13 protein-coding genes are annotated in these 19,343 nt (G+C 63.7%); 7 read left to right on the forward strand and 6 right to left on the reverse strand.

Going from position 1 to position 19,343, the window contains the following annotated elements; translation table 11 throughout:
* Nucleotides 1-571 precede the first annotated feature (571 nt).
* Together Q0X62_RS05055 and Q0X62_RS05060 are read left to right on the forward strand one after the other, a co-directional pair.
* Complete coding sequence (locus Q0X62_RS05055; protein WP_297732377.1) at nt 572-1,351, forward strand: SDR family oxidoreductase; 780 nt, start codon at nt 572-574, stop codon at nt 1,349-1,351.
* A gap of 196 nt (nt 1,352-1,547) precedes the next feature.
* Entirely contained in the window at nt 1,548-1,865 is a 318-nt protein-coding gene (locus Q0X62_RS05060) for a hypothetical protein (protein WP_297732379.1), read from the forward strand.
* Nucleotides 1,866-2,000: 135 nt separating this feature from the next.
* Here the strand turns inward: Q0X62_RS05060 and Q0X62_RS05065 are convergent, their stop codons facing one another.
* The 5 genes from Q0X62_RS05065 to Q0X62_RS05085 form a co-directional block, all read right to left on the reverse strand.
* Nucleotides 2,001-4,733, reverse strand: coding sequence for a pitrilysin family protein (locus tag Q0X62_RS05065; protein ID WP_297732381.1), 2,733 nt, complete (start codon nt 4,731-4,733; stop codon nt 2,001-2,003).
* Between the two features lie 88 nt (nt 4,734-4,821).
* Nucleotides 4,822-5,169, reverse strand: a complete 348-nt coding sequence (locus Q0X62_RS05070) for a zinc ribbon domain-containing protein YjdM (protein WP_297732383.1) — start codon at nt 5,167-5,169, stop codon at nt 4,822-4,824.
* 86 nt (nt 5,170-5,255) lie between these two features.
* Nucleotides 5,256-5,789 (reverse strand): hypothetical protein, encoded by a 534-nt coding sequence (locus Q0X62_RS05075; RefSeq protein ID WP_297732385.1) that lies wholly within the window; start codon nt 5,787-5,789, stop codon nt 5,256-5,258.
* A 106-nt stretch (nt 5,790-5,895) separates the two neighbouring features.
* Entirely contained in the window at nt 5,896-6,951 is a 1,056-nt protein-coding gene (locus tag Q0X62_RS05080; protein ID WP_297732387.1) for an AraC family transcriptional regulator, read from the reverse strand.
* A 4-nt stretch (nt 6,952-6,955) separates the two neighbouring features.
* Nucleotides 6,956-7,273 carry a hypothetical protein gene (locus Q0X62_RS05085; RefSeq protein WP_297732389.1) on the reverse strand — a complete coding sequence of 106 codons (318 nt, stop codon included), beginning with the start codon at nt 7,271-7,273 and terminating at the stop codon, nt 6,956-6,958.
* A gap of 180 nt (nt 7,274-7,453) precedes the next feature.
* On the opposite strand from Q0X62_RS05085, the gene Q0X62_RS05090 reads away from it, so the two are divergent.
* The 3 genes from Q0X62_RS05090 to Q0X62_RS05100 are packed head-to-tail and all read left to right on the forward strand — an operon-like array spanning nt 7,454 to nt 10,835.
* Nucleotides 7,454-8,923 (forward strand): efflux RND transporter periplasmic adaptor subunit, encoded by a 1,470-nt coding sequence (locus Q0X62_RS05090; RefSeq protein WP_297732391.1) that lies wholly within the window; start codon nt 7,454-7,456, stop codon nt 8,921-8,923.
* Nucleotides 8,923-9,603: an ABC transporter ATP-binding protein gene (locus tag Q0X62_RS05095; protein ID WP_297732393.1), complete on the forward strand. Its 681-nt coding sequence runs from the start codon at nt 8,923-8,925 to the stop codon at nt 9,601-9,603. The genes Q0X62_RS05090 and Q0X62_RS05095 overlap by 1 nt, the downstream gene beginning before the upstream one ends.
* A complete protein-coding gene (locus Q0X62_RS05100; protein WP_297732395.1) occupies nt 9,600-10,835 on the forward strand; it encodes an ABC transporter permease in 1,236 nt (411 codons plus the stop codon). Before Q0X62_RS05095 ends, Q0X62_RS05100 begins: the two co-directional genes overlap by 4 nt.
* A 3-nt stretch (nt 10,836-10,838) precedes the next feature.
* Here the strand turns inward: Q0X62_RS05100 and Q0X62_RS05105 are convergent, their stop codons facing one another.
* Nucleotides 10,839-14,273 (reverse strand): PAS domain-containing protein, encoded by a 3,435-nt coding sequence (locus Q0X62_RS05105; RefSeq protein ID WP_297732396.1) that lies wholly within the window; start codon nt 14,271-14,273, stop codon nt 10,839-10,841.
* 239 nt (nt 14,274-14,512) lie between these two features.
* Between Q0X62_RS05105 and Q0X62_RS05110 the strand changes: the two genes are divergently transcribed.
* Both Q0X62_RS05110 and Q0X62_RS05115 read left to right on the forward strand, forming a co-directional pair.
* Entirely contained in the window at nt 14,513-16,372 is a 1,860-nt protein-coding gene (locus Q0X62_RS05110) for a dipeptide ABC transporter ATP-binding protein (protein WP_297732399.1), read from the forward strand.
* A gap of 83 nt (nt 16,373-16,455) precedes the next feature.
* The gene (locus Q0X62_RS05115) at nt 16,456-19,323 is read left to right on the forward strand and encodes a pitrilysin family protein (protein ID WP_297732401.1); all 2,868 of its coding nucleotides are present in this window, start codon (nt 16,456-16,458) and stop codon (nt 19,321-19,323) included.
* Nucleotides 19,324-19,343: the final 20 nt, after the last annotated feature.

Raw genomic sequence — 19,343 nt, forward strand, 5'->3', positions numbered from 1 at the left:
ACATCGCCGACATCCCGTCCGCGGAGTTTTCCCGGGCTGTCTCCACCCCGATTCCAACACGCCAGGTAGATGGGGTCGGTCGTTTAGTGCCCCGCGACCTGATCGCACGCCCTGCCGGAGCTTCGGATTGTCACATCCAAAGCGCGGACAGGCTCCGCTCGCTTCCGGGCACAAGTGACTGAGCTCGCGCCTCCCGTCCCGAAAACCGAAGCCATTATCGCTTGGGGTGGAGAGGGTGCGGATAAGTTTTCTTCAAAACCCGCCCCACACACCGTCATCCCGGCGCAGGCCGGGACCCAGTCTGCGACGCAAGCTGTTGCCAAGATTGGCAAAATCGCGCCTGCAAGACTGGGTCCTGACTTTCGTCAGGATGGCGGTGATTGTGGCGTAGGGCGGGGATACGCGCGGACAGTTTCGTGCCCGGTCGAAGGAAGGTGGACCGGTGCGCGTACCATCTGGCCCCTTTCATCGATGAATGCCGCTCATCCCATACCGAACCCTCGACAGTGGCGCGTATCCCCGCTACGCCTCTGGCCAGAAAATCAAGAGATACAAGCGGGAGGTCTCCGACATGTTTGACAATCTTTTCAGCCTTGAGGGCCGGGTGGCCCTGATTACCGGTGGGTCGCGCGGCATAGGCGAGATGATCGCCGAGGGTTATGTGCGTGCGGGTGCCAAGGTCTACATCACGGCGCGCAAGGCGCCGGAATGTCTGGCCACGGCCGAGCGCCTGTCCGAGTTCGGCACCTGTATCGCCCTGCCGGGTGACGCCTCCGGCGCGGATGGCGCCCAGGCGTTGGCGGCGAAATATCTCGAGCATGAGAGCAAACTCGATATTCTGGTCAATAATGCCGGGGCCGCCTGGGGGGCGCCGCTTGACGAGTTTCCCGAGAGCGGCTGGGACAAGGTCATGGACCTCAATGTCAAAACGCCTTTCTTCCTCATCCAGGCCCTGCATGACGCCCTCAAGGCGGCGGCCTCCCCGCAACAACCGGCCAAGGTGATCAATATCGCCTCCATCGACGGGCTCTCGGTCAACATGATGGAGACCTATTCCTACGCCGCGTCCAAGTCCGGCATCATCCATCTGACCAAGCGTCTGGGCATGGAGATGGCCAAGGAGAACATCAATGTCACCGCGATCGCGCCGGGCGCTTTCGCCTCCAGCATGAACAAGGTGGCGCGCGACCATGCCGACATGGTCTCGAAGGGCGTGCCATCCGGCCGGGTTGGCGAGCCGTCGGACATGGCCGGTGCCGCGATCTTCCTGGCCTCGCGGGCCGGGGATTATGTGGTTGGGTCCACCGTGGTTGTTGACGGCGGCGTGGCTCAGGCGCGCGGGGCGTTCTAGGCTGATCGAATTGAGTTTATGGGGGCGGGTCTCGCGTGGCGGGTCCGCCCTCTTTTGTCTATCCGCGCGCCTGCTCCCGGGCTGAAAATGCCGCTGAGGCTTTCTCCCGGCATGATCGCCTCTCCCCCGAACCGGGTATTCCCTTTTTGCGCCCAATCGGCTGAAATCTGCCCTGTCTTCAACAGGGGAGAGAGCGATGCAGTGGTTGCGGGCAGTCATGGTGGTGGCGTGTGTCAGTCTGGTTTCGGCCTGCAGCACGATTACCGGGGGACCTCTGGTGCGGCCGGGTGAGCCGACCGGGGCGATCGATATCGTCAACCAGTCGCGGCACACGCTGACCGCGGTGCTGATCTCGGATTGTTCGGCGATGAGCTATGGACTCAATCGCCTGCCCTCAGGCGTGACCATTCCGCCGGGTCGGTCCTATCGTTTCACCGTGTCGGCCGGGTGCTGGGATGTCGATGCCGGTCTGGCCTATGGCACGACCCTGCATGAAGCGCGCTTTCGCACCTAGGTCAGAGCCGGTCGTGTGACACGGCATAATATTCACGGCTGATCGCGATTACAGTTCGGCCCAAAGAAATCGGGCGCCGGAGAGATCTCCGGCGCCCGTCTTTCTGTCGGGATCAGGTGCGATCCGTCGTGTAGGCTATTGACCCATGAGGCGGACTTCCACCTCACCCATGTCCAGCTCGCGGATGCCGGCTTCGATCTCGGCGGCGTCGCCGATGATCAGCCAGACCAGCTGTTCCGGGTGCACGACTTCCTGGGCGGCAGCCCGGACTTCGTCGAGATCAAGCGCGCGATAGCGCTCGGTCAGGGTGGCCGGATAATTCCAGTCACGACCCAGATTATGGCTGGAGACGAGCGAGTTGCGGACGGACGAGGCCGTCTCGAACTGGCCCGGCAGCGAGCGGGTGTTGTTGTTCACCGAGCGCTCCAGCTCCTCCGGCGTGGCCGGATTGGTGGAGGTGAACTCGTTGAACTCGCGCAGCAGCTCGGCCAGGGAGTCCGAGGTCCGGTCGGTCTGGACCGGCGCATAGACCATCCAGGGCCGCTGTCCGCGGGCACCCCAGAGCAGGGTCTGGGCACCGTAGGACCAACCCTTGTCTTCGCGCAGATTCATGTTGACCCGGGCCGAGAAGGAACCGCCGATGGCGTCATTCATGGCCGCATAGACTTCCGGATTATCGACCGAGCCGGACGGGCCGATCAGGCCGGCCAGGATCAGCGATTGCGGCGAGTTCGGACGATCAACGATGATCACCCGGGCGCTGTCGGCATTGGACGCTTCGGCCAGATTCTTGGCCGGAAGCGGGGTCGACGGTGCGCGCCAGTTGCGGAAGGCCCGCTCCAGGATCGGCGTCACCTCGTCCAGCGTCGTATCGCCGACGATGAACAGGGTGGCATTGTCCGGACGCAACCAGGTGGCCTGGTGGGCCAGCAGGTCGTCCCGCGTGAAACCGGCAACGGCTTCCGGTGTACCCGAACCGGTGAAGGGCACCGAATAGGCATGGCCATCACCATACATTTCCGGCGGCAGCAGGCGCAGCGCGATCGAGATCGGGTTGGCCATTTCCTGCTGGATGCCATTCAGCGTCTGCGAGCGGACACGTTCAATGTCCTCGTCGCGGAAGCTCGGATCGGTGATGACCGTGGCCATCAGCTCCACCGAGGGGCGCAGATTGGTGCGCAAGGCCGAGAGGCTGACGGCGGCGGTGTCGAGACCGGCACCCGTGGACAGGTTGGCGCCCAGGCTTTCAGCCCGCGCGGCAATGTCCGTGGCGTCCATCCGGCCAGCGCCTTCATCCAGCATGTTCATGGTGAAGCTGGTCAGACCCAGCTGGCCACCCTCGACGCTGTCAGCGGCATAACCGCTGTCGAAGACCATCTGCATCTCGACCACCGGTACGGCGTCGCGGCGCACGAAGACGACATCGACACCATTGGACAATTCGGCGGTCTCCACCGTCGGCCAGACCAGTTCCGGCGTCGAGGCGACGACGGGCAGGGCCGAGCGGTCGGCATCGGTTTCGACGCTGGCATAATCACCAAAGGGCAGCACGGTGATTTCGTGCGAACCCGTGGTCAGCCACTCATTGGCCGTCTCGGTGATGCTGTCCGGTGTGGCGTTGTTGAGACGCTCCAGATGGGTGCGCCAGAAGGCCGGATCATTGGCATAAAGCGCGCCTTCGGCGAGCGTGACGGCCTTGCCACCAAAGCCACCGATTTGTTCCAGACCCCGCACGACACCGGCATTGATCCGGGTCTGGGCGGTTTCCACTTCCTCATCGGTCGGGCCTTCGGCCAGAAGCTCGGCAACGATCTCGTCGATGCGCGCCGAAGCGGCTTCGACATCCTCGCCCGGATTCAGGGTGACCTGGATATGGAACTGGCTGGCCAGCTGGTGCGCTTCGACATAGGCGAAGGCGCTGGTTGCGACCTGGCGTCCGAAGACAAAGTCCTGATAGAGGCGCGAGGTGCGGCCACCACCGAGAACGGTGGCGAAGAGCTGCAGGTCCGCGCGCTCGGCCGTGATGCGGCCCGGGACAACCCAGGTCCGGTAGATGCGTGATTGCGGCACGTCATCATAGAGCACCTCGGTGGTGTCGTAGCGGCGTTCCGGGATCCACTCATTGATCCGGTTCAGCGGCGGGCCGACCGGGGCGTCGCCGAAATAGCGCTCGACCAGCGGACGGGCTTCCTCGGCATTGATGTCGCCGGCCAGGACCAGGACAGCATTGGAGGCACCGTAATACTGGCGGAACCAGTCCTGCACATCTTCCAGCGAGGCGGCATCGAGGTCGTCCATCGAGCCGATCGTGGAGTGGGCATAGGGATGACCTTCCGGGAAGAGGGCGCGCAGCTGGGAGTATTCCACCATGCCGTAAGGCTGGTTGTCACCCTGGCGCTTTTCATTCTGGACCACGCCGCGCTGTTCATCGAGGCGCTCCTGGTCCACCGCGCCCAGAAGGTGGGTCATGCGGTCGGATTCCATCCACAATGCCATTTCCAGGGCCGGCGTCGGCACGGTCTGGAAATAATTGGTGCGGTCGAACCAGGTGGTGCCGTTCATGCCGGTCGCACCGACATCCTCGAACGGACCGAAATAGTCGTCATTATAGTTTTCGGACCCGTTGAACATCAGGTGTTCGAACAAGTGCGCGAAGCCGGTGCTGCCGACCGGCTCGGAGCCGGAGCCGACCCCGTACCAGATGCTGACCGCGACGATCGGGGCCTTGCGATCCTCGTGCACGACGACGGTCAGGCCGTTGTCGAGCTCGAAGCTTTCATAGGGAATGTCGACGTCCGGGACCTGGGCCGAAGCCAGCCCGGTCCAGGACAGGGCAACCGCAAGGGTCGCCGCAAGCATGCGTGGCATAAGTCTCTCCCACCTTACCAATTCATGTCGGGCCACATGTAGAGCCTGCGGCGGCGAGGTGAAGTAAATTTCCTGTAATGTAGAGCTGTCAGACCTTCTTCACGAACTCGGTCTTCAGCCCCATCTGACCCACGCCATCAATGCGGCAGTCAATGTCGTGATCGCCGTCGACAAGGCGGATATTCTTCACCTTGGTGCCGACTTTCACGACCTGGCTGGTCCCCTTGATCTTGAGGTCCTTGATCACGGTCACGGTGTCGCCATCGGCCAGTTCGGTACCATTGGCGTCGCGCCAGACCTTGCCGGTCTCGGCCGCCTCACCGGCGGCCGCTGCGTCGGCGGACCATTCATGCGCGCATTCCGGACAGACCAGCAGGGCGCCGTCTTCATAGGTCCATTGGCAGTCGCATTTCGGGCAGGGTGGCAGCTCGCTCATGGGTCGGGTCTTTCGGGTCGGACGGGCAAATGGAAGACTTCTTTAGACGCCTTCCATCCGCGCCCGTCCAGAACCCGGATGCAGGATCAGTCCGCGAATTGCGAGGCCATCTGGTCAAACCAGCCCTGATACATCGGCGCGACATGTCCGCCGTAGTAGAGGAGTTCCGGCGTGTCATGACGCAGGGCCATATGGGCCTGGGTGAAGGCGGTGGCCGGCGGCAAGTCGTGGCTCGGCGCGCCGTGGGCGGCTTCAAGCGCGGCACGCAGGCCATCGGCCTCGGCCGCTTCGGTCAGCACCCAGACAAAGGCCAGGGCATCATCGGCGAAGACGAATTCGGCCTCGCGCGGGGCGCCGGCATGGTCGAGGCCCGTGCAATCAGCCTGGACGTGGCTGGTCTGCGCCACCGGCATTTCTTCGAGCGGCAATTCGCGGATGGTCAGCGTGTCACAGGCCGCGTCCAGCATTGGACGGATCGTTGCGAGGCTTTCCCCGAAACGGGCTATGGACGGTGCGGCTTCGGGGCCGGTCTGGGCCGGGCTCGGCGCGGTCGCGCAGGCGGTCAGCGCGATGGCGGCGGCAGCGAGGGCGATGCTGTTCAGGGGAGCGTTGAAAGTCATGCTGGGGTCCTTCGGTTCAGCGAATTGGGACCCTGTGTCTGCCCGCCCGGATCAATCGGGTCGTCCCGGATCAGGATATGGGACGGACCGGACATGAATTGGGACCTCAGCCCGATCCGGCACGCCGGGTCTCCGCCCGGGCAAAGGCCCGGCTGGGTGTCTCCCCGCGCAGCTGGCGATAGAGTCGATTGAAGGCGGATTTGGAATTGAAACCGGCCTCGAAGGCGAGGGTGAGCAGCGTCTCGCTCGCCCGGTCCGGATCGGCCATCATGGCGTCAACCGCGTCCACGCGCAGCCCGTTCACATAGGCCGAGAAACTCTGCCCGCTGCCGGCATTGACGGCCCGGGAGACGTCGCGGCTTGTGCCGCCGGCTTCGCGCGCGATGTCGGCGAGGGAGAGACGCGGCTCGCGCCATAATTCCCGTTCGCGCACGATCCGGTCTATGCGCGCGAAATCGTCCAGCGCGTCGGCATTGTCAGGCTCGGACCGGGAGGCCGCACCCGCACGGCCCGCTTCCAGCCCTTTCGGCGACAAGGCACCGCGGGCGCGGACATGATCGCGTGTGCGCCAGGCCATGGCCGAGAGGAGGGCTGTCACCGCGACCAGCACGATCGCCAGACCGGCATCGTCGAGCGACGGCAGGCGTGCGGCGAAGGTTGAGCGGACGATGTCGAAGGCCGCGATCAGAACAAAGGCATAGAAGACATGACGCACCCAGCGCAGATGGACCCTGTCGTCATCGGCGCGGACCTGGCCGGTCAGGCGCTGGTGTTCCCGCAAGGCAAGGGCGATGGCGACCAGGTAGCCGACAAGAAGGGGCAGGCCGGCGAGCTGCGGCAGCGGATCGGGCGGGCGGAAGACGATGACCAGGAGCGCCGGTACGGCGTGCAGGAGATCACGCCAGCCCGGCCGGGCGTCACGATAGCAAAGCCCGCGCACGAAGAGCCACAGGCCCGGCCCGTAGAGCAGGCCAAAGGCGCTGGTGATGTCGGCGCTCTGTGGCAGGGCGGCATGACCGGTGACCAGATTGGCCAACATGTGGGCGGCAAAGACCAGACAAAGCAGGCCAAGGCTGGGCGAGACCCGGCGCAGCAACAGAAAGAGGGCGAGCAGGGTCGCATGATAGGCGGCGAGCAGTTGCACGCTGTCGATCAGGGTCATGCGGTCAGCCTCCGGCGCGAATGGCCTGAACGACGCCCAGCACAATCGCGACATTGAAACCGATGCCCAGCGTCGTCGCGACGCCGGTAATGGCCGCCACGCCCGAGAGCAAGAGCGCGCGCAGAGGCATCATCATCACGGCGTGTACCCGTTCCGGTCCGGCCCATCGGGGCCGCGTCAGCTTCTCGACCAGATCGGTGAACCCGCCGCGCCAGAGCAGGACCGTCAGCAGGACCCAGATCACACCCCAGACGACCGGTGCGAGGCGGATCGCGATGTCCATGCCGGGCAGATCGAGCAGGGCCTGCAATTCTTCAAACATTCCTGGCCCCTCTGGCATGCATAATCCTCATTAGCCTTTCCGGCGGTCGCGCGCTACATGCCGAACTGGATGATGCTTGCCTTCGGCCTAGATGCATGAAGGCTGCAGGTGTGGCGACGGATCGGAGCTTCCGGCTCGTGTCACAGAAGGAACAGGCTCGGGGGCCAATTGGCAGGCATGATGTCGACAAAACGGATCTGGATCGGTGCGGCCGGTCTTCTTGTGCTGGTTGCGGCCGGCTGGTGGTGGATGTCTCGCGGCGGTGACGCGGCCGGCGAAGTGGTCATCGAGACCGAAACAGTCGCAGAGGGCGAAGTGCGCCGGATCGTGTCGGCCTCCGGTGCCGTGCGGGCCCTGGTCACGGTCGAGGTCGGCTCCCAGCTGTCCGGTCAGATCGAAACGCTCTTTGTCGATTTCAACGACACGGTCGAGGCGGGGCAGATCATCGCCCAGCTCAATCCGGAAACCTATGAAACCCGCATTCGCGAGGCCGAGGCCAATCGTGCCACGGCGGCAGCCAATCTGTCGTTGCAGCGCGCCAATCGCCTGACCGCGGAGGCCAATGCCCGCTCGGCCCGGCAGGAATATGAGCGCATCCAGGCCTTGTTCGACCGGGGCATTTCGGCCCAGTCGGCCCTGGACAATGCCCTGACCGCGCATGAGGCCGCCCAGGCCAATCTGGCCGTGTCGGATGCCCAGATCCGCAATGCCCAGGCCGTGCTGGCCCAACGCGACGCGACCATGGAAGGCGTGCAGATCGATCTCGAACGCACAACCATTCGCGCGCCGATCAATGGTATCGTTGTCGACCGGGCGGTCGATGAAGGCCAGACGGTGGCGGCCAGCTTGTCAGCGCCGACCCTCTTCACCATCGCCCAGGATCTGGGACAGGTGCAGATCGACGCCCAGGTCGATGAAGCCGATATCGGCCAGATCGCAGAAGGTCAGCCGGTCGCCTTTACCGTCGATGCCTATCCCGGTCTTGAACTGACCGGCGTGGTCGACCAGATCCGCCTCGCACCGCAGACGCTGAACAATGTGGTGACTTATACGGTGGTCATCTCGGCCGCCAACCCGGGCCAACGGCTTCTACCCGGCATGACGGCGAATATGGACATCATTACCGGGGAACGTTCCGGCGTGCTGACCGTGCCGAATGCGGCGCTTCGCTTCCGTCCGTCTCCGGCGCTGGAAAGCCGGGCCCGACCGGTGGAAAGCGGCGGGGAAGGGGGGCGCGGCGGACCTGGCGGCGGGCGCCGGGGTGGCAACCCGATGGCGCAAATGGCTGAGCGCCTGGACTTGACGCCGGACCAGCAGGAACGCGCCGGAGCGATCTTCCGGCAGGTCTTCGGACGCATGGCGGCGGCTGCCCAGGCCGGCGAAACGCCGGACCGCGAAGCCGCCCAGGCGGAGATTGGCCGCGAGTTGCAGGGCATTTTCACGCCCGAACAGATGACCGCGTATCGCGAGATGCAGCGCGAAATGCGCGAAACCCGCTCGGTCACGATCTGGGTGCTTGAGGATGATGGCGCCCTCGTTGAGCGACGTGTCCGGGTGGGCATCAATGACACCCAGCAGACCGAGGTTGTAGGTGGTGAGCTCGAGGCCGGAGATGCCGTGATCACGCGCGCTCGCGAGGTGCGGGAATAATGTCGGCGCTGATCGAGTGTCGTGATCTGGTCAAGACCTATGAGATGGGGGATCAGGTCGTGCACGCGCTCAATGGCGTCTCGCTGGATATCGAGGCGGGCGAATATGTCGCCATCATGGGGACGTCCGGTTCGGGCAAGTCGACCCTGATGAATTTGCTCGGTGCCCTCGATCAGCCGACTTCGGGCGAGTTGCGCATTGCCGGTGAGGATGTGCGGGCGCTGGGGCCGGATGCGGTCTCGCGCTTTCGCAATCGCACGATCGGATTCGTCTTCCAGCAATTCAATCTCCTGCCGCGCACCAGCGCACTGGAAAATGCCGCCCTCCCGCTGATCTATTCCGGTCTGCCGCACGCCGAACGCGTCAAGCGGTCCATGGCGCGCCTGCAACAGGTCGGACTTGGGGAGCGCACCGATCATCATCCGGCTCAGCTCTCCGGCGGCCAGCAACAGCGCGTCGCCATCGCCCGGGCGCTGGTCAATGACCCGAAAATCCTGCTTGCCGACGAGCCGACCGGGGCGCTCGATACCAAGACCTCTGCCGACATCATGGCGATCTTCGACCAGCTCAACCGTGAAGGGATCACGGTAATCCTCGTGACCCATGAGCAGGAAGTTGCCGATCATGCCCGCCGCCAGATCGTGTTTCGCGATGGCGTGATTGTGGAGGACCGCTCATGAATGCCCTGGCATCCCTGCGCGTTGCGCTGACCGCGCTTCGCATCAACGCCTTGCGCAGCGCGCTGGCCATGCTCGGCGTCATTATCGGCGTCGCCTCGGTCATCGTCCTGGTGTCGATCAGTGAAGGCACCAAACAGGCGGTCGAGGCGCAGATCGCCAGTTTCGGCGCCAATCTTCTGATCATCCGGCCGGGCTCCTCGATGTTTGGCGGACGCCGCGGCGGTGCCGGCTCGGCCGATCCGATGACGGATGGTGATGTGGTCGCGATCCGGACGGAAATCGCCGGCCTCGCCGGCGTGTCCGGCGAAGTTTCGGCTAGCACCACGCTGGTCTTTGGCGGCATCAACTGGACCTCGCGGATCCAGGGCGTGAATCCCGACTATTTCTCGGCCCGCGGCTGGGTCATCGCCGAGGGGCGCGCCTTTTCCGGTGCCGAGGATGTGTCGGGACGGCGCTATGTCGTGGTCGGGCAGACCATCGTCCAGGAATTGTTCGACGGGGCCAGCCCGCTGGGTCAGGCCATCCGCATTGGAGGCCAGCCCTTCGAGGTGATCGGCACGCTCGAGCGCAAGGGCGAGACCTCCTGGGGGCAGGACCAGGATGATGTGGTTTTCGCGCCCCTGTCGACGGTCCGCCAGCGTTTCGGGGCCGGTATGAGCGCGACGGTGCGCGATGCAGTCTCGACCATTTATGCCGATATCGCACCGGGCGAATCCACCTCGCGAGTGATCGCTGATATCGAAGACCTGCTGCGTATCCGCCGTGAGATCCAGCCCGGCGCCGAGGATGATTTCGCCGTCGGTTCACTGGCCGAATTCATCCGCGCCCGCAATGAGACGGAAAGCCAGCTTGGTCTGCTCCTGGCGGTCGGGGCTGGGATCGTCCTGCTGGTCGGCGGGATCGGGATCATGAATATCATGCTGGTCTCGGTGACCGAGCGTACCCGCGAAATCGGGCTGCGCCTGGCCGTCGGGGCAAGGCGTGCGGATGTCCGCAACCAATTCCTGATCGAGAGCATCGTATTGTGCGTCATTGGTGGCCTTGCCGGGCTCGTGGTCGGGGTCGGGGGGACGCTTGTCTATGCTGAAGTCGGCCAGCTCGATATTGTTATCGACCCGGTTATCGTGGCCATCGCCATTGGCGCGTCTGCCTTTGTCGGAGTGTTTTTCGGGCTCTACCCCGCACACCGGGCCTCCCGTCTCAATCCGATCGATGCATTGCGCTTCGAGTAGGGTTCAAGCGTCCGTGCCGGGCTGACGGGGCGGGGTCCGGGGCAGGTCGAAAATGAATTGTGAGCCTTCACCCGGCTCGGATTCGACATGGATGGTCCCACCCAGGCGTTCGACGGCCTGGCGCACCACGGCCAGCCCGATCCCGGTACCCTCATAGGCTTCGCGCGTATGCAGGCGCTGGAAGGGCGCGAATATCTTTTCGGAAAACCGCATGTCGATGCCGATTCCGTTGTCGGCGATGGTGAAGGTCCAACCCGCCTCGGTGGTTTCCGCAGTGACCTTGACTTCCGGATCGGCCTCTCCGCGATACTTCACCGCATTGGAAATCAGATTCTGGAGAATCTGCGTCAGCAGGACCGGGTCGGACTGGATCACGGGCAGGTTTTCAGTCCGGATGACGGCCCGGTTCTCGGAAATCCGTGTCTCCAGCTGGTCGACAAGGTCGGCGACCAGTCCGTCAGTGTCCACTTCCTGCAGATTGAGCGGTTGGCTGGAGAGTTTGGAGTAGGCCAGTAGCTCCGTGATCAGCCTTTGCATTCGCTGCGCGGCATCGGCGAGGAAATCGAGGCTGCGGACCCCGTCTTCGTCCAATTTGTCGGAGTAGCGCCGCTTCACCAGCGAGGAGAAGGCTGCAACCTTGCGCAGGGGCTCCTGGAGGTCATGGGACGCGACGGTAGCAAAACGGTCCAACTCGCGATTGGTCCGTTCCAGCTGGGCATTGGTGGCGCGCAGCTCGGATATGTCGGTGAGAATGGCATAGCTGCGAGACGGATTGCCTTCGGAGTCGCGCTCGAGAAAGGAGGATAGCAGGACGTCAATCGCCTCGCCGTCCTTGCGCAGGAAGCGGTAGGGCGTGTGGGTGTTCTGGCCGAAGCGAAACAATTTTGGCAGCTCGACCTCGATCGCGCGCTTGCGCGATTCCGCATCCAGGAAATCGATCGACTTCCGCCCGATCACGTCCTGGCGCTTATAGCCCAGATGCGACAGCCAGAAGTCGCTGACTTCCACGATGTAACCGTCAGCATCGATTGTGTGCATCATGGCGGGCGTGGCCCGATAGATGCGCTCGAACCGCGCGCGCTCTTCAGACATCATGCTTTCAAGTCGACGTGTGGCGTCGATATTCCACAACACACCTGACGCCGCGAGGGCTCGGCCGTCTTCGTCACGCTCGACAATGCGTCCCGTCGAGCGGTGCCAGACATAATCCCCCTGCCAGTCGCGCAGTCGATACTGATCATCGGCCTGGACGCCTTGTGTGGTCAGGATGTGGGCCACAGCCGCGTCGACGCCGCTGATGTCGGACGGGTGAATCAGTTTGCGCCATTCGTCGAGATGGATGGTGCGGGCGTCATCCTGGCCGAAAAGCTCCGCGACGATCGTGCCGCGCAGATCGATGGTCCGCTGGGTCAGGTCAATGCGCCAGGTGCCAAGTGCGGCGGCCGTGACGGCCTGGAAAAGTTGTTGTTCGCGATCAGCCAGGGCTTCCTGGGTGGCCAGGCGTTCGCTGATATCGGCGATAAAGCCGGAGGCGACGGTCGGCACGCCCGCACTATCGCGTTCCGAGATGCGGCCACGATTGTGAATCCGGATCCAGCCATTCTTCTCGGATTGATACCGCAGGACAAGATCAATCGAGTCGCGCTTGCCGGCCTGGAGGTCACTAAAGGCCTGGCGCGCGACCTCGGCGTCATCGGGATGTATGCGGGAGGCCCAGTCATCATAGGTAATCCGCGCGTCGCCAGCGGGCAGCCCCATCATCTCTGCGACAATCGCACTGACTTCGCCAACGCGCGTCTTGAGATTGATCCGCCACGCGCCTTCTCCGGCCGCCATAAGGGCTTCCCGCAGGCGCCGGTCACTCTCGGCGAGGGCCCGTTCAAGGCGACGCTCCTCGGTGATGTTGCTGACTATGCCGGCGGCACGTTGGGCGGAGCCGTCCTCGGCCCATTCGACCACGCGTCCGCGCGATCTCAGCCAGACTTCCGAAATGTCCGGGCTGATGACCCGAAAGCGCCCCAGGCTTTGACTGGTCCCGGATTCCGGCTGATCGCGGGTCTGGAGAAGAAAGCTGGAAAAGCGCTCACGGGCTTTTGCGCGGCCATCTTCCGGGATGAGCGCATACCAGTCTTCCAGTGAAATTACGCTGCCATCCTCAACGCCGACCAAGCGGGCGAGCACGCCGGAGACATGCAGGCGGTCCAGCTTGATGTCGAGGCTCCAGGCCCCGTCATTGGCCCCTTCGAGGCCTTCGCGCATCAGCCGCTCGGTCTCGGCGAGCTTTAGCTCCAGCTGCTTTTTTTCGGTGATGTCCAGCAACATGCCGACAGCGATCGGTGGGGAGGTGTCGGGCTTGGTGCCGCCGCTCGATCGCAGCCAGATCCACTCTCCGGTGCGGGCGTCGAGCAGGCGGTATTCCACGTCCAGGGCGTTCGTGGCGCCGTTTGCCAGGTCCCGCAATTGCCGCGCGACTTCAGGCCGGTCAGCCTCGTGCGTCCGTTCCAGCCAGAGTGCGCCGTCGATTTCCTGTTCGTCTTCGGCCACGCCCAACATGGCGCGAATCGGACCGATCGGTGTGACTTTCAACGTGGCAGGGTTGACCTCCCAGACACCGCTGGAGCCGAATTCGATGGCATCGGCGAGTTGCCGCTCACGGGCGGCCAGCTTGTCTTCGAGCGCCTTGCGATCCGTATTGTCCGAGACCACGCCGGCGACCCGAAGGGCATACCCTTCCCGGGTAAATTCGGTGACCTTGCCGCGCATGTGCAGCCAGCGCCAAGCCTCGTCGGCGCGCCGCGCCTTGAAGACAATATCGAGGGGGCGGGTCGGATGGGTCCGCAGCGTTTCGAAGGCGTCGGTCAGCTTCTGGCGGTGGTCTTCATCGGTGATCTCAAGCCAGCGCTCCAGCGAGATGGTCGCGTCGGCGGAGGAAATGCCCAGGAATTCATTGATGAAACCGCGTGTGGAGCCGAGCCGTGTCACCAGGTTGAGGGAGAATGCGCCTTCATTGGCCGAGGCGAGGGCGGCGCGCAGCTGGATGTCGCTGGCTTCCAGCTTGGCCTTCAGCGACAATTCGGCCGTGACATCGCGGATAAAGAGAATGATGCCGGTTCCGTAGGCCCCGGAGCCGGCGGCGCGGGCAGCGACGGTTTCACCGTCGAAGACGCGGCTATTGCGGGTGCGGTAGCGGGCGGTGAAACGCCCCTCCGACAGGCCGTCGGGAATATTGAACCGCTCGTCTTCCAGCTGGTCATAGGCCCGTGCATCGGCGAAGACGATCTGGGCGCGCTTGCCTGCCAGATCCGCCTGGTCATAGCCGAGCAATTCCGCTGCGGCCGTATTGACCGAGGTAATGGCACCACCTGCATCCAGTACAAGGATGGCCAGCGGCGAGCTGGCGAACAGCGCACGTTGCATGTCGGCGGACCGGGTGGTCATCGCGTCCTTGCTCCCGCACTGCGTGTCATCAATCACCTCTCGACCGCTCGGTCATACCAGTTTGAGCCTGTCCGGCTTGGATTGAAAAGGATTTACAATGCGGAAACTTAGCATTTGATCAGCCGAGGGGTCACGCAAAGACATTGCACCACTCGGGCAGTTCGGAATGAGAACGAGGCTGGCCTTGCGCAATTGTGTCGATATGCTCCCCCGTCACCGAGTATTTGGGGAGTATTATTGTGCCCGACGCCCAGCAGAACACCTCCGGCGCATCGCCGATTCTCCAGGTTTCCGACCTGAATGTGGATTTCCGGACCCCGGACGGTGTGGTCCAGGCCGTCAAGGGCGTGTCGCTGGAAATCAAGGCGGGTGAGTGCCTGGCGGTTGTCGGCGAGTCGGGTTCGGGCAAGAGCCAGACTTTCCTCGCGGCGATGGGCCTGCTGGCCTCCAATGGCGAGGCGACCGGCTCGATCAAATACCGCGGCGGCGAGATTCTCGGCCTGTCCCCGAGCAAGCTGAACCGGGTGCGCGGGCGCTCGATGACCATGATTTTCCAGGACCCGCTGACCTCGCTGACGCCGCACATGACGGTCGGCGACCAGATGCAGGAAGTCCTGGGCATCCACATGAAAATGCGCGGCAAGGCTGCCGAGGCGCGGGTGCTGGAATGGCTCAACCGGGTGCGCATTCCCGAGGCCCAGCGCCGACTGGTGCAATATCCGCACGAATTGTCCGGTGGCATGCGTCAGCGTGTCATGATCGCGATGTCGATGCTGTGCGAGCCGGATCTGTTGATCTGCGACGAACCGACCACCGCGCTGGATGTGACCGTGCAGGCTGAAGTGCTCGACATCATGGACGAGCTGAAGCGCGAAACCGGCGCCGCCCTGGCGCTGATCACCCACGATATGGGCGTGGTGGCGCGGATGGCCGACCGGGCCCAGGTGATGAAGCATGGCGTCTATGTCGAAGGCGGCAAGATCGAGGACATCTTCGCCGACCCGCAACACGCCTATACCCGCATGCTGCTCGACGCGATGCCGCGCCTGGACCGGCCTGACCGTCCGGGCCACACGGCGCTGAAGCCGGTCGCCGGCGATGCTGATGCCGATCCGCTCCTCTCCGTGTCGGATGTGAAGGTCCAGTTTCCGATCCAGGTCTCGGGCGGTCTGCGGCCCACTTACAAGACGCTGCGCGCCGTCGACGGCATCAGCTTTGATCTCCAGCCGGGCGAGACGCTGGGCGTGGTCGGCGAGTCCGGCTGTGGCAAGTCGACACTTGCGCGCGCCGTCCTGCGTCTGGTGCCGGCCCAGGAAGGGGCCGTCTCCTGGATCGGTCGTGACCTGCTCGGCCTCAAGGCCAATGACCTGCGCAAGGCGCGCGAGGATTTCCAGATCGTCTTCCAGGACCCCCTGGCTTCGCTCGATCCGCGCATGACGATCGGGGCCTCGATCGAGGAACCGCTGCTCACTTTCCGCAAATCCATGCGGCGCAAGGAGCGCGAAGTCGTGGTCAAGGAGATGATGGAGAAGGTCGGTCTCGACCCGAACATGATCAACCGCTACCCGCACGAGCTGTCCGGTGGCCAGAACCAGCGCGTCGGCATCGCCCGCGCCATGATCCTGCGCCCCAAACTGGTCATTTGCGACGAAGCCGTCTCGGCGCTCGACGTGTCGATCCAGGCCCAGATCGTGGAACTCCTGATCAAGCTCCAGCAGGAGATGGACCTGTCCATGATCTTCATCTCGCACGACCTTTCCGTCGTGCGCGAGATCTCGCATCGGGTGATGGTGCTCTATCTCGGACGGGTCGTCGAAATGGCGGATCGCGACCAGATATACGAGGATGCCCGCCATCCCTACACCCAGGCCCTGATCTCGGCCGTGCCGGTGCCTGATCCTGTCGTCGAGAAGGCGCGCGTGCGGATCAAGCTCGATGGTGAATTGCCGTCGCCCATGGATACCCGCGCCCAATTGCGTTTCATGAAGTCCAAACTGGTCGACGACCCGGATGCGGAGCAATACCGACCGCAATTGATGCAGGTCGCCGAGGGGCATTGGGTCGCGGAGCACGATCCGTTCGACCAAGTGTCGGCCTGACCCGCAGTTTGCAGCGAATTCACTCGACAATGGCTCGGACACCACTAGCTTCCGACCCCTAGATCATGCCCGGGAGAGCAGGAATGGCAGAGAATTTCGGCAGGACACTGGGCGTTGCAAGCCTGGCCCTCATCCTGGGCCTTGCAGCGTGCCAGCCGGCTCAGGATAGTCAGACCGGCGAAACGGCCCTGCCGACCGATTATGCCTTCGTGCATGAAGTCACCGACCTGCCGCCCGATCCGGACATTCTCTACGGCCAGCTCGATAATGGCCTGCGTTATGCGGTCCGCGCCAACCAGACGCCGCCCAATGTCGCCTCGGTGCGGATGGTCTTCAATATGGGCTCGCTTGGCGAGGCCGAGGACCAGCGCGGCCTGGCGCACTTTATCGAGCACATGGCGTTTAACGGCACGACCGACGTGCCCGAGGGCGAGATGGTGCCGCTGCTCGAGCGCTATGGCCTCCAATTCGGCCCCGACACCAATGCCTTCACCGGCTATGAGACCGTCGGCTACCAGCTCGACTTGCCCGATGCCGGGCAGGAGGCGCTGGAGACGGCGCTCTTCCTGATGCGTCAGACTGCCAGCGAAATGCTGCTCGACGCCGAGGCGATTGACCGAGAACGTGGGGTCGTCCTGTCCGAGGAACGTGTCCGCAACACGCCGATCCGGCGCTGGAACAATGCGCTCTGGCGCTTTCGCCTGCCCGACACCCTGATCCCGGAACGCGATGCCATCGGCACGACCGAGGTGCTGGAGAACGCTCCGCGCGAGCGCTTTGTCGATTACTACGAGAATTTCTACACGCCCGAGCGCGGCATGGTGGTCGTGGTCGGGGATATTGACCCGGACACAGTCGCCGCGCAGATCGAGGCCAGCTTTGCCGACTGGCAGGGTATTGATGATCCGCGCCCGGATCCGGACATTGGTTCTGTTTCGACGGACCGCCCGCTGTCGGCCGGCTATTTCTACGACCCTGAGCTCTACACCATCATCACCGTCGATGCCGTGCGTCCGCACGCGCCGGCACTTGATAGTTCGCAGACCCGGTTCGAGAACAATCTCGCCAATATCGGCGATGCCATCCTCAGCCGCCGATTCGCTACATTGACCAGTTCTGGGACCTCGCCGCTGATCCAGGCGGCGGCCAATCACGGCACGGATTTCAGCCTGGCGGACCGCGCCTCTGTATTGGCTATTGCCCGGCCCGATCGCTGGGAAGAGGCGGTTGCGGCAGTCGAGCAGGAATTGCGTCGGGCCCTGGAGCATGGTTTCACCCAGGCAGAGCTGGACGAACAGGTCGCCAATCTTCACACCGCGCTGCGCGATGCAGCGGAACAATCGGGCACACGGCAGAGCTCGACCCTGTCCGACCAGATCTGGTCCAACTGGCGCTCTGACCAGGTCCTCACCACCTCGCAATCCATGCTCGAGCGATTTGAGGAAACCTTGCCCCAAGTCACGCCGGAAGCCGTCAGTGAGGCTTTCCGGGCCCAGTGGGAGGGCGTTGAGCCATTGCTCTTCCTCGCCAGCTCCGAACAGATGGACGATGCTCAGACGCGGTTGATCGACGCTTGGGACACCAGCGCTGAAACACCTGTCGAGCCGCCGGAAGACCGGGGTGATCTCGCTTTCGCCTATACCGATTTCGGTCCGGCCGGTGCGATTGCTTCCCGGGAAGAAATCGAGGACCTCGGTCTGGTGCGGCTGCAGTTCGAGAATGGTGTGGCCGTGACCTTCAAGCCAACCGATTTCGAAGATGGCACTGTTCGCGTGCGCCTTGATTTCGGTCGTGGTGAACTGGAACCACGAGCCATGCCGGCGGTTGATATCATTGCCGGTTCTGTCTTTACCGCGTCCGGACTGGGCGAGCATTCCGCGGATGAGCTGGGCCGGGTCCTTGCCGGACGCAATATCGGCAACAGTTTCAATGTCGGCGATGACAGCTTCAGCTTCAACGCGGCGACAACGCCAGGCGATCTGCGGATCCAGATGGATTTGCTTACGGCATTCCTGACCGATCCCGGCTGGCGTCAGGAAGGGATGGATCAATTCCGCGCGGTTATCCCGGAAATCCGCCGCAACTCCTACGCGACGCCGGGCGGCGTCATGTCGGCCGAAGTGTCGCGCCTGATCCGCTCCGGTGATGAGCGCTACGGCCTGCCCGACCCGGAACAGGTCGCGGGCGTTGATATGGACGCGATCCGGGACTTCCTGACCCCGGCGCTCGATAATGCCCCGATCGAGGTCACCATTGTCGGGGATGTCAGCGAAGCCGCGCTCATCGAGGCGCTCGCTCCGACCCTCGGTGCCCTGCCGGCCCGGGCCGCGAGCTGGCCCGATTATGACGAGGCCCGAACCATTGTTTTCCCGGATGCGGTCGAAGAGCCGGTCGTGCTGCGCCACAACGGTCCGGCCAACCAGGCACGCGCCAATGTCTACTGGCCGACCTTTGATGACAGTGATGCCGGACGCACACGGGCCATGGCCCTGCTCAATGCGGTCTTCGACCTCAAGCTGACCGAGCGCCTTCGCGAGCGCGACGGCCTGACTTATTCGGCGTCCAACGCGGCTGCCGAGTCGGATGTCTATCCCGATTACGGCTATCTCTATGTGGGTGCGGATGTCCGGGTAGAAACAGTCGATCAGACTTATGACGCGATCAATGAGCTGGCGGCCGATCTCGTGTCGGGGGCGATCAGCGAGGACGAAGTCCTGCGAGCGCGCCAGCCCCTGCTCGAGCAGATCGAGAATGCGATGGAGAATAATGGCGCCTGGATGAGCTGGTTGTCCCAGTCCTGGGGTAATCCGGATCGGCTCGACCGAATCCGTTCGCTGCGCAGTGATTATGAGAGCGTCACTCGCGACGAGTTGGTCGAGCTGGCTGCGGCCTACCTCTCGCCCGAGCGGACCTGGCGTGTCACCATCCTGCCACGCGATGCCGAACAATAATCAGCCTACAGGACTGACCT

Source organism: uncultured Maricaulis sp. (genome assembly GCF_947259345.1).
Taxonomy (GTDB): Bacteria; Pseudomonadota; Alphaproteobacteria; order Caulobacterales; family Maricaulaceae; genus Maricaulis.

Bases quoted from the DNA above. Each gene is read 5' to 3' on its own strand.
- Q0X62_RS05080 (WP_297732387.1), bottom strand. From the start codon at position 6,951: ATGACCCTGATCGACAGCGTGCAACTGCTCGCCGCCTATCATGCGACC.
- Q0X62_RS05100 (WP_297732395.1), top strand. From the start codon at position 9,600: ATGAATGCCCTGGCATCCCTGCGCGTTGCGCTGACCGCGCTTCGCATC.
- Q0X62_RS05055 (WP_297732377.1), top strand. From the start codon at position 572: ATGTTTGACAATCTTTTCAGCCTTGAGGGCCGGGTGGCCCTGATTACC.
- Q0X62_RS05115 (WP_297732401.1), top strand. From the start codon at position 16,456: ATGGCAGAGAATTTCGGCAGGACACTGGGCGTTGCAAGCCTGGCCCTC.
- Q0X62_RS05060 (WP_297732379.1), top strand. From the start codon at position 1,548: ATGCAGTGGTTGCGGGCAGTCATGGTGGTGGCGTGTGTCAGTCTGGTT.
- Q0X62_RS05095 (WP_297732393.1), top strand. From the start codon at position 8,923: ATGTCGGCGCTGATCGAGTGTCGTGATCTGGTCAAGACCTATGAGATG.
- Q0X62_RS05090 (WP_297732391.1), top strand. From the start codon at position 7,454: ATGTCGACAAAACGGATCTGGATCGGTGCGGCCGGTCTTCTTGTGCTG.
- Q0X62_RS05105 (WP_297732396.1), bottom strand. From the start codon at position 14,273: ATGACCACCCGGTCCGCCGACATGCAACGTGCGCTGTTCGCCAGCTCG.
- Q0X62_RS05065 (WP_297732381.1), bottom strand. From the start codon at position 4,733: ATGCCACGCATGCTTGCGGCGACCCTTGCGGTTGCCCTGTCCTGGACC.
- Q0X62_RS05070 (WP_297732383.1), bottom strand. From the start codon at position 5,169: ATGAGCGAGCTGCCACCCTGCCCGAAATGCGACTGCCAATGGACCTAT.
- Q0X62_RS05085 (WP_297732389.1), bottom strand. From the start codon at position 7,273: ATGTTTGAAGAATTGCAGGCCCTGCTCGATCTGCCCGGCATGGACATC.
- Q0X62_RS05075 (WP_297732385.1), bottom strand. From the start codon at position 5,789: ATGACTTTCAACGCTCCCCTGAACAGCATCGCCCTCGCTGCCGCCGCC.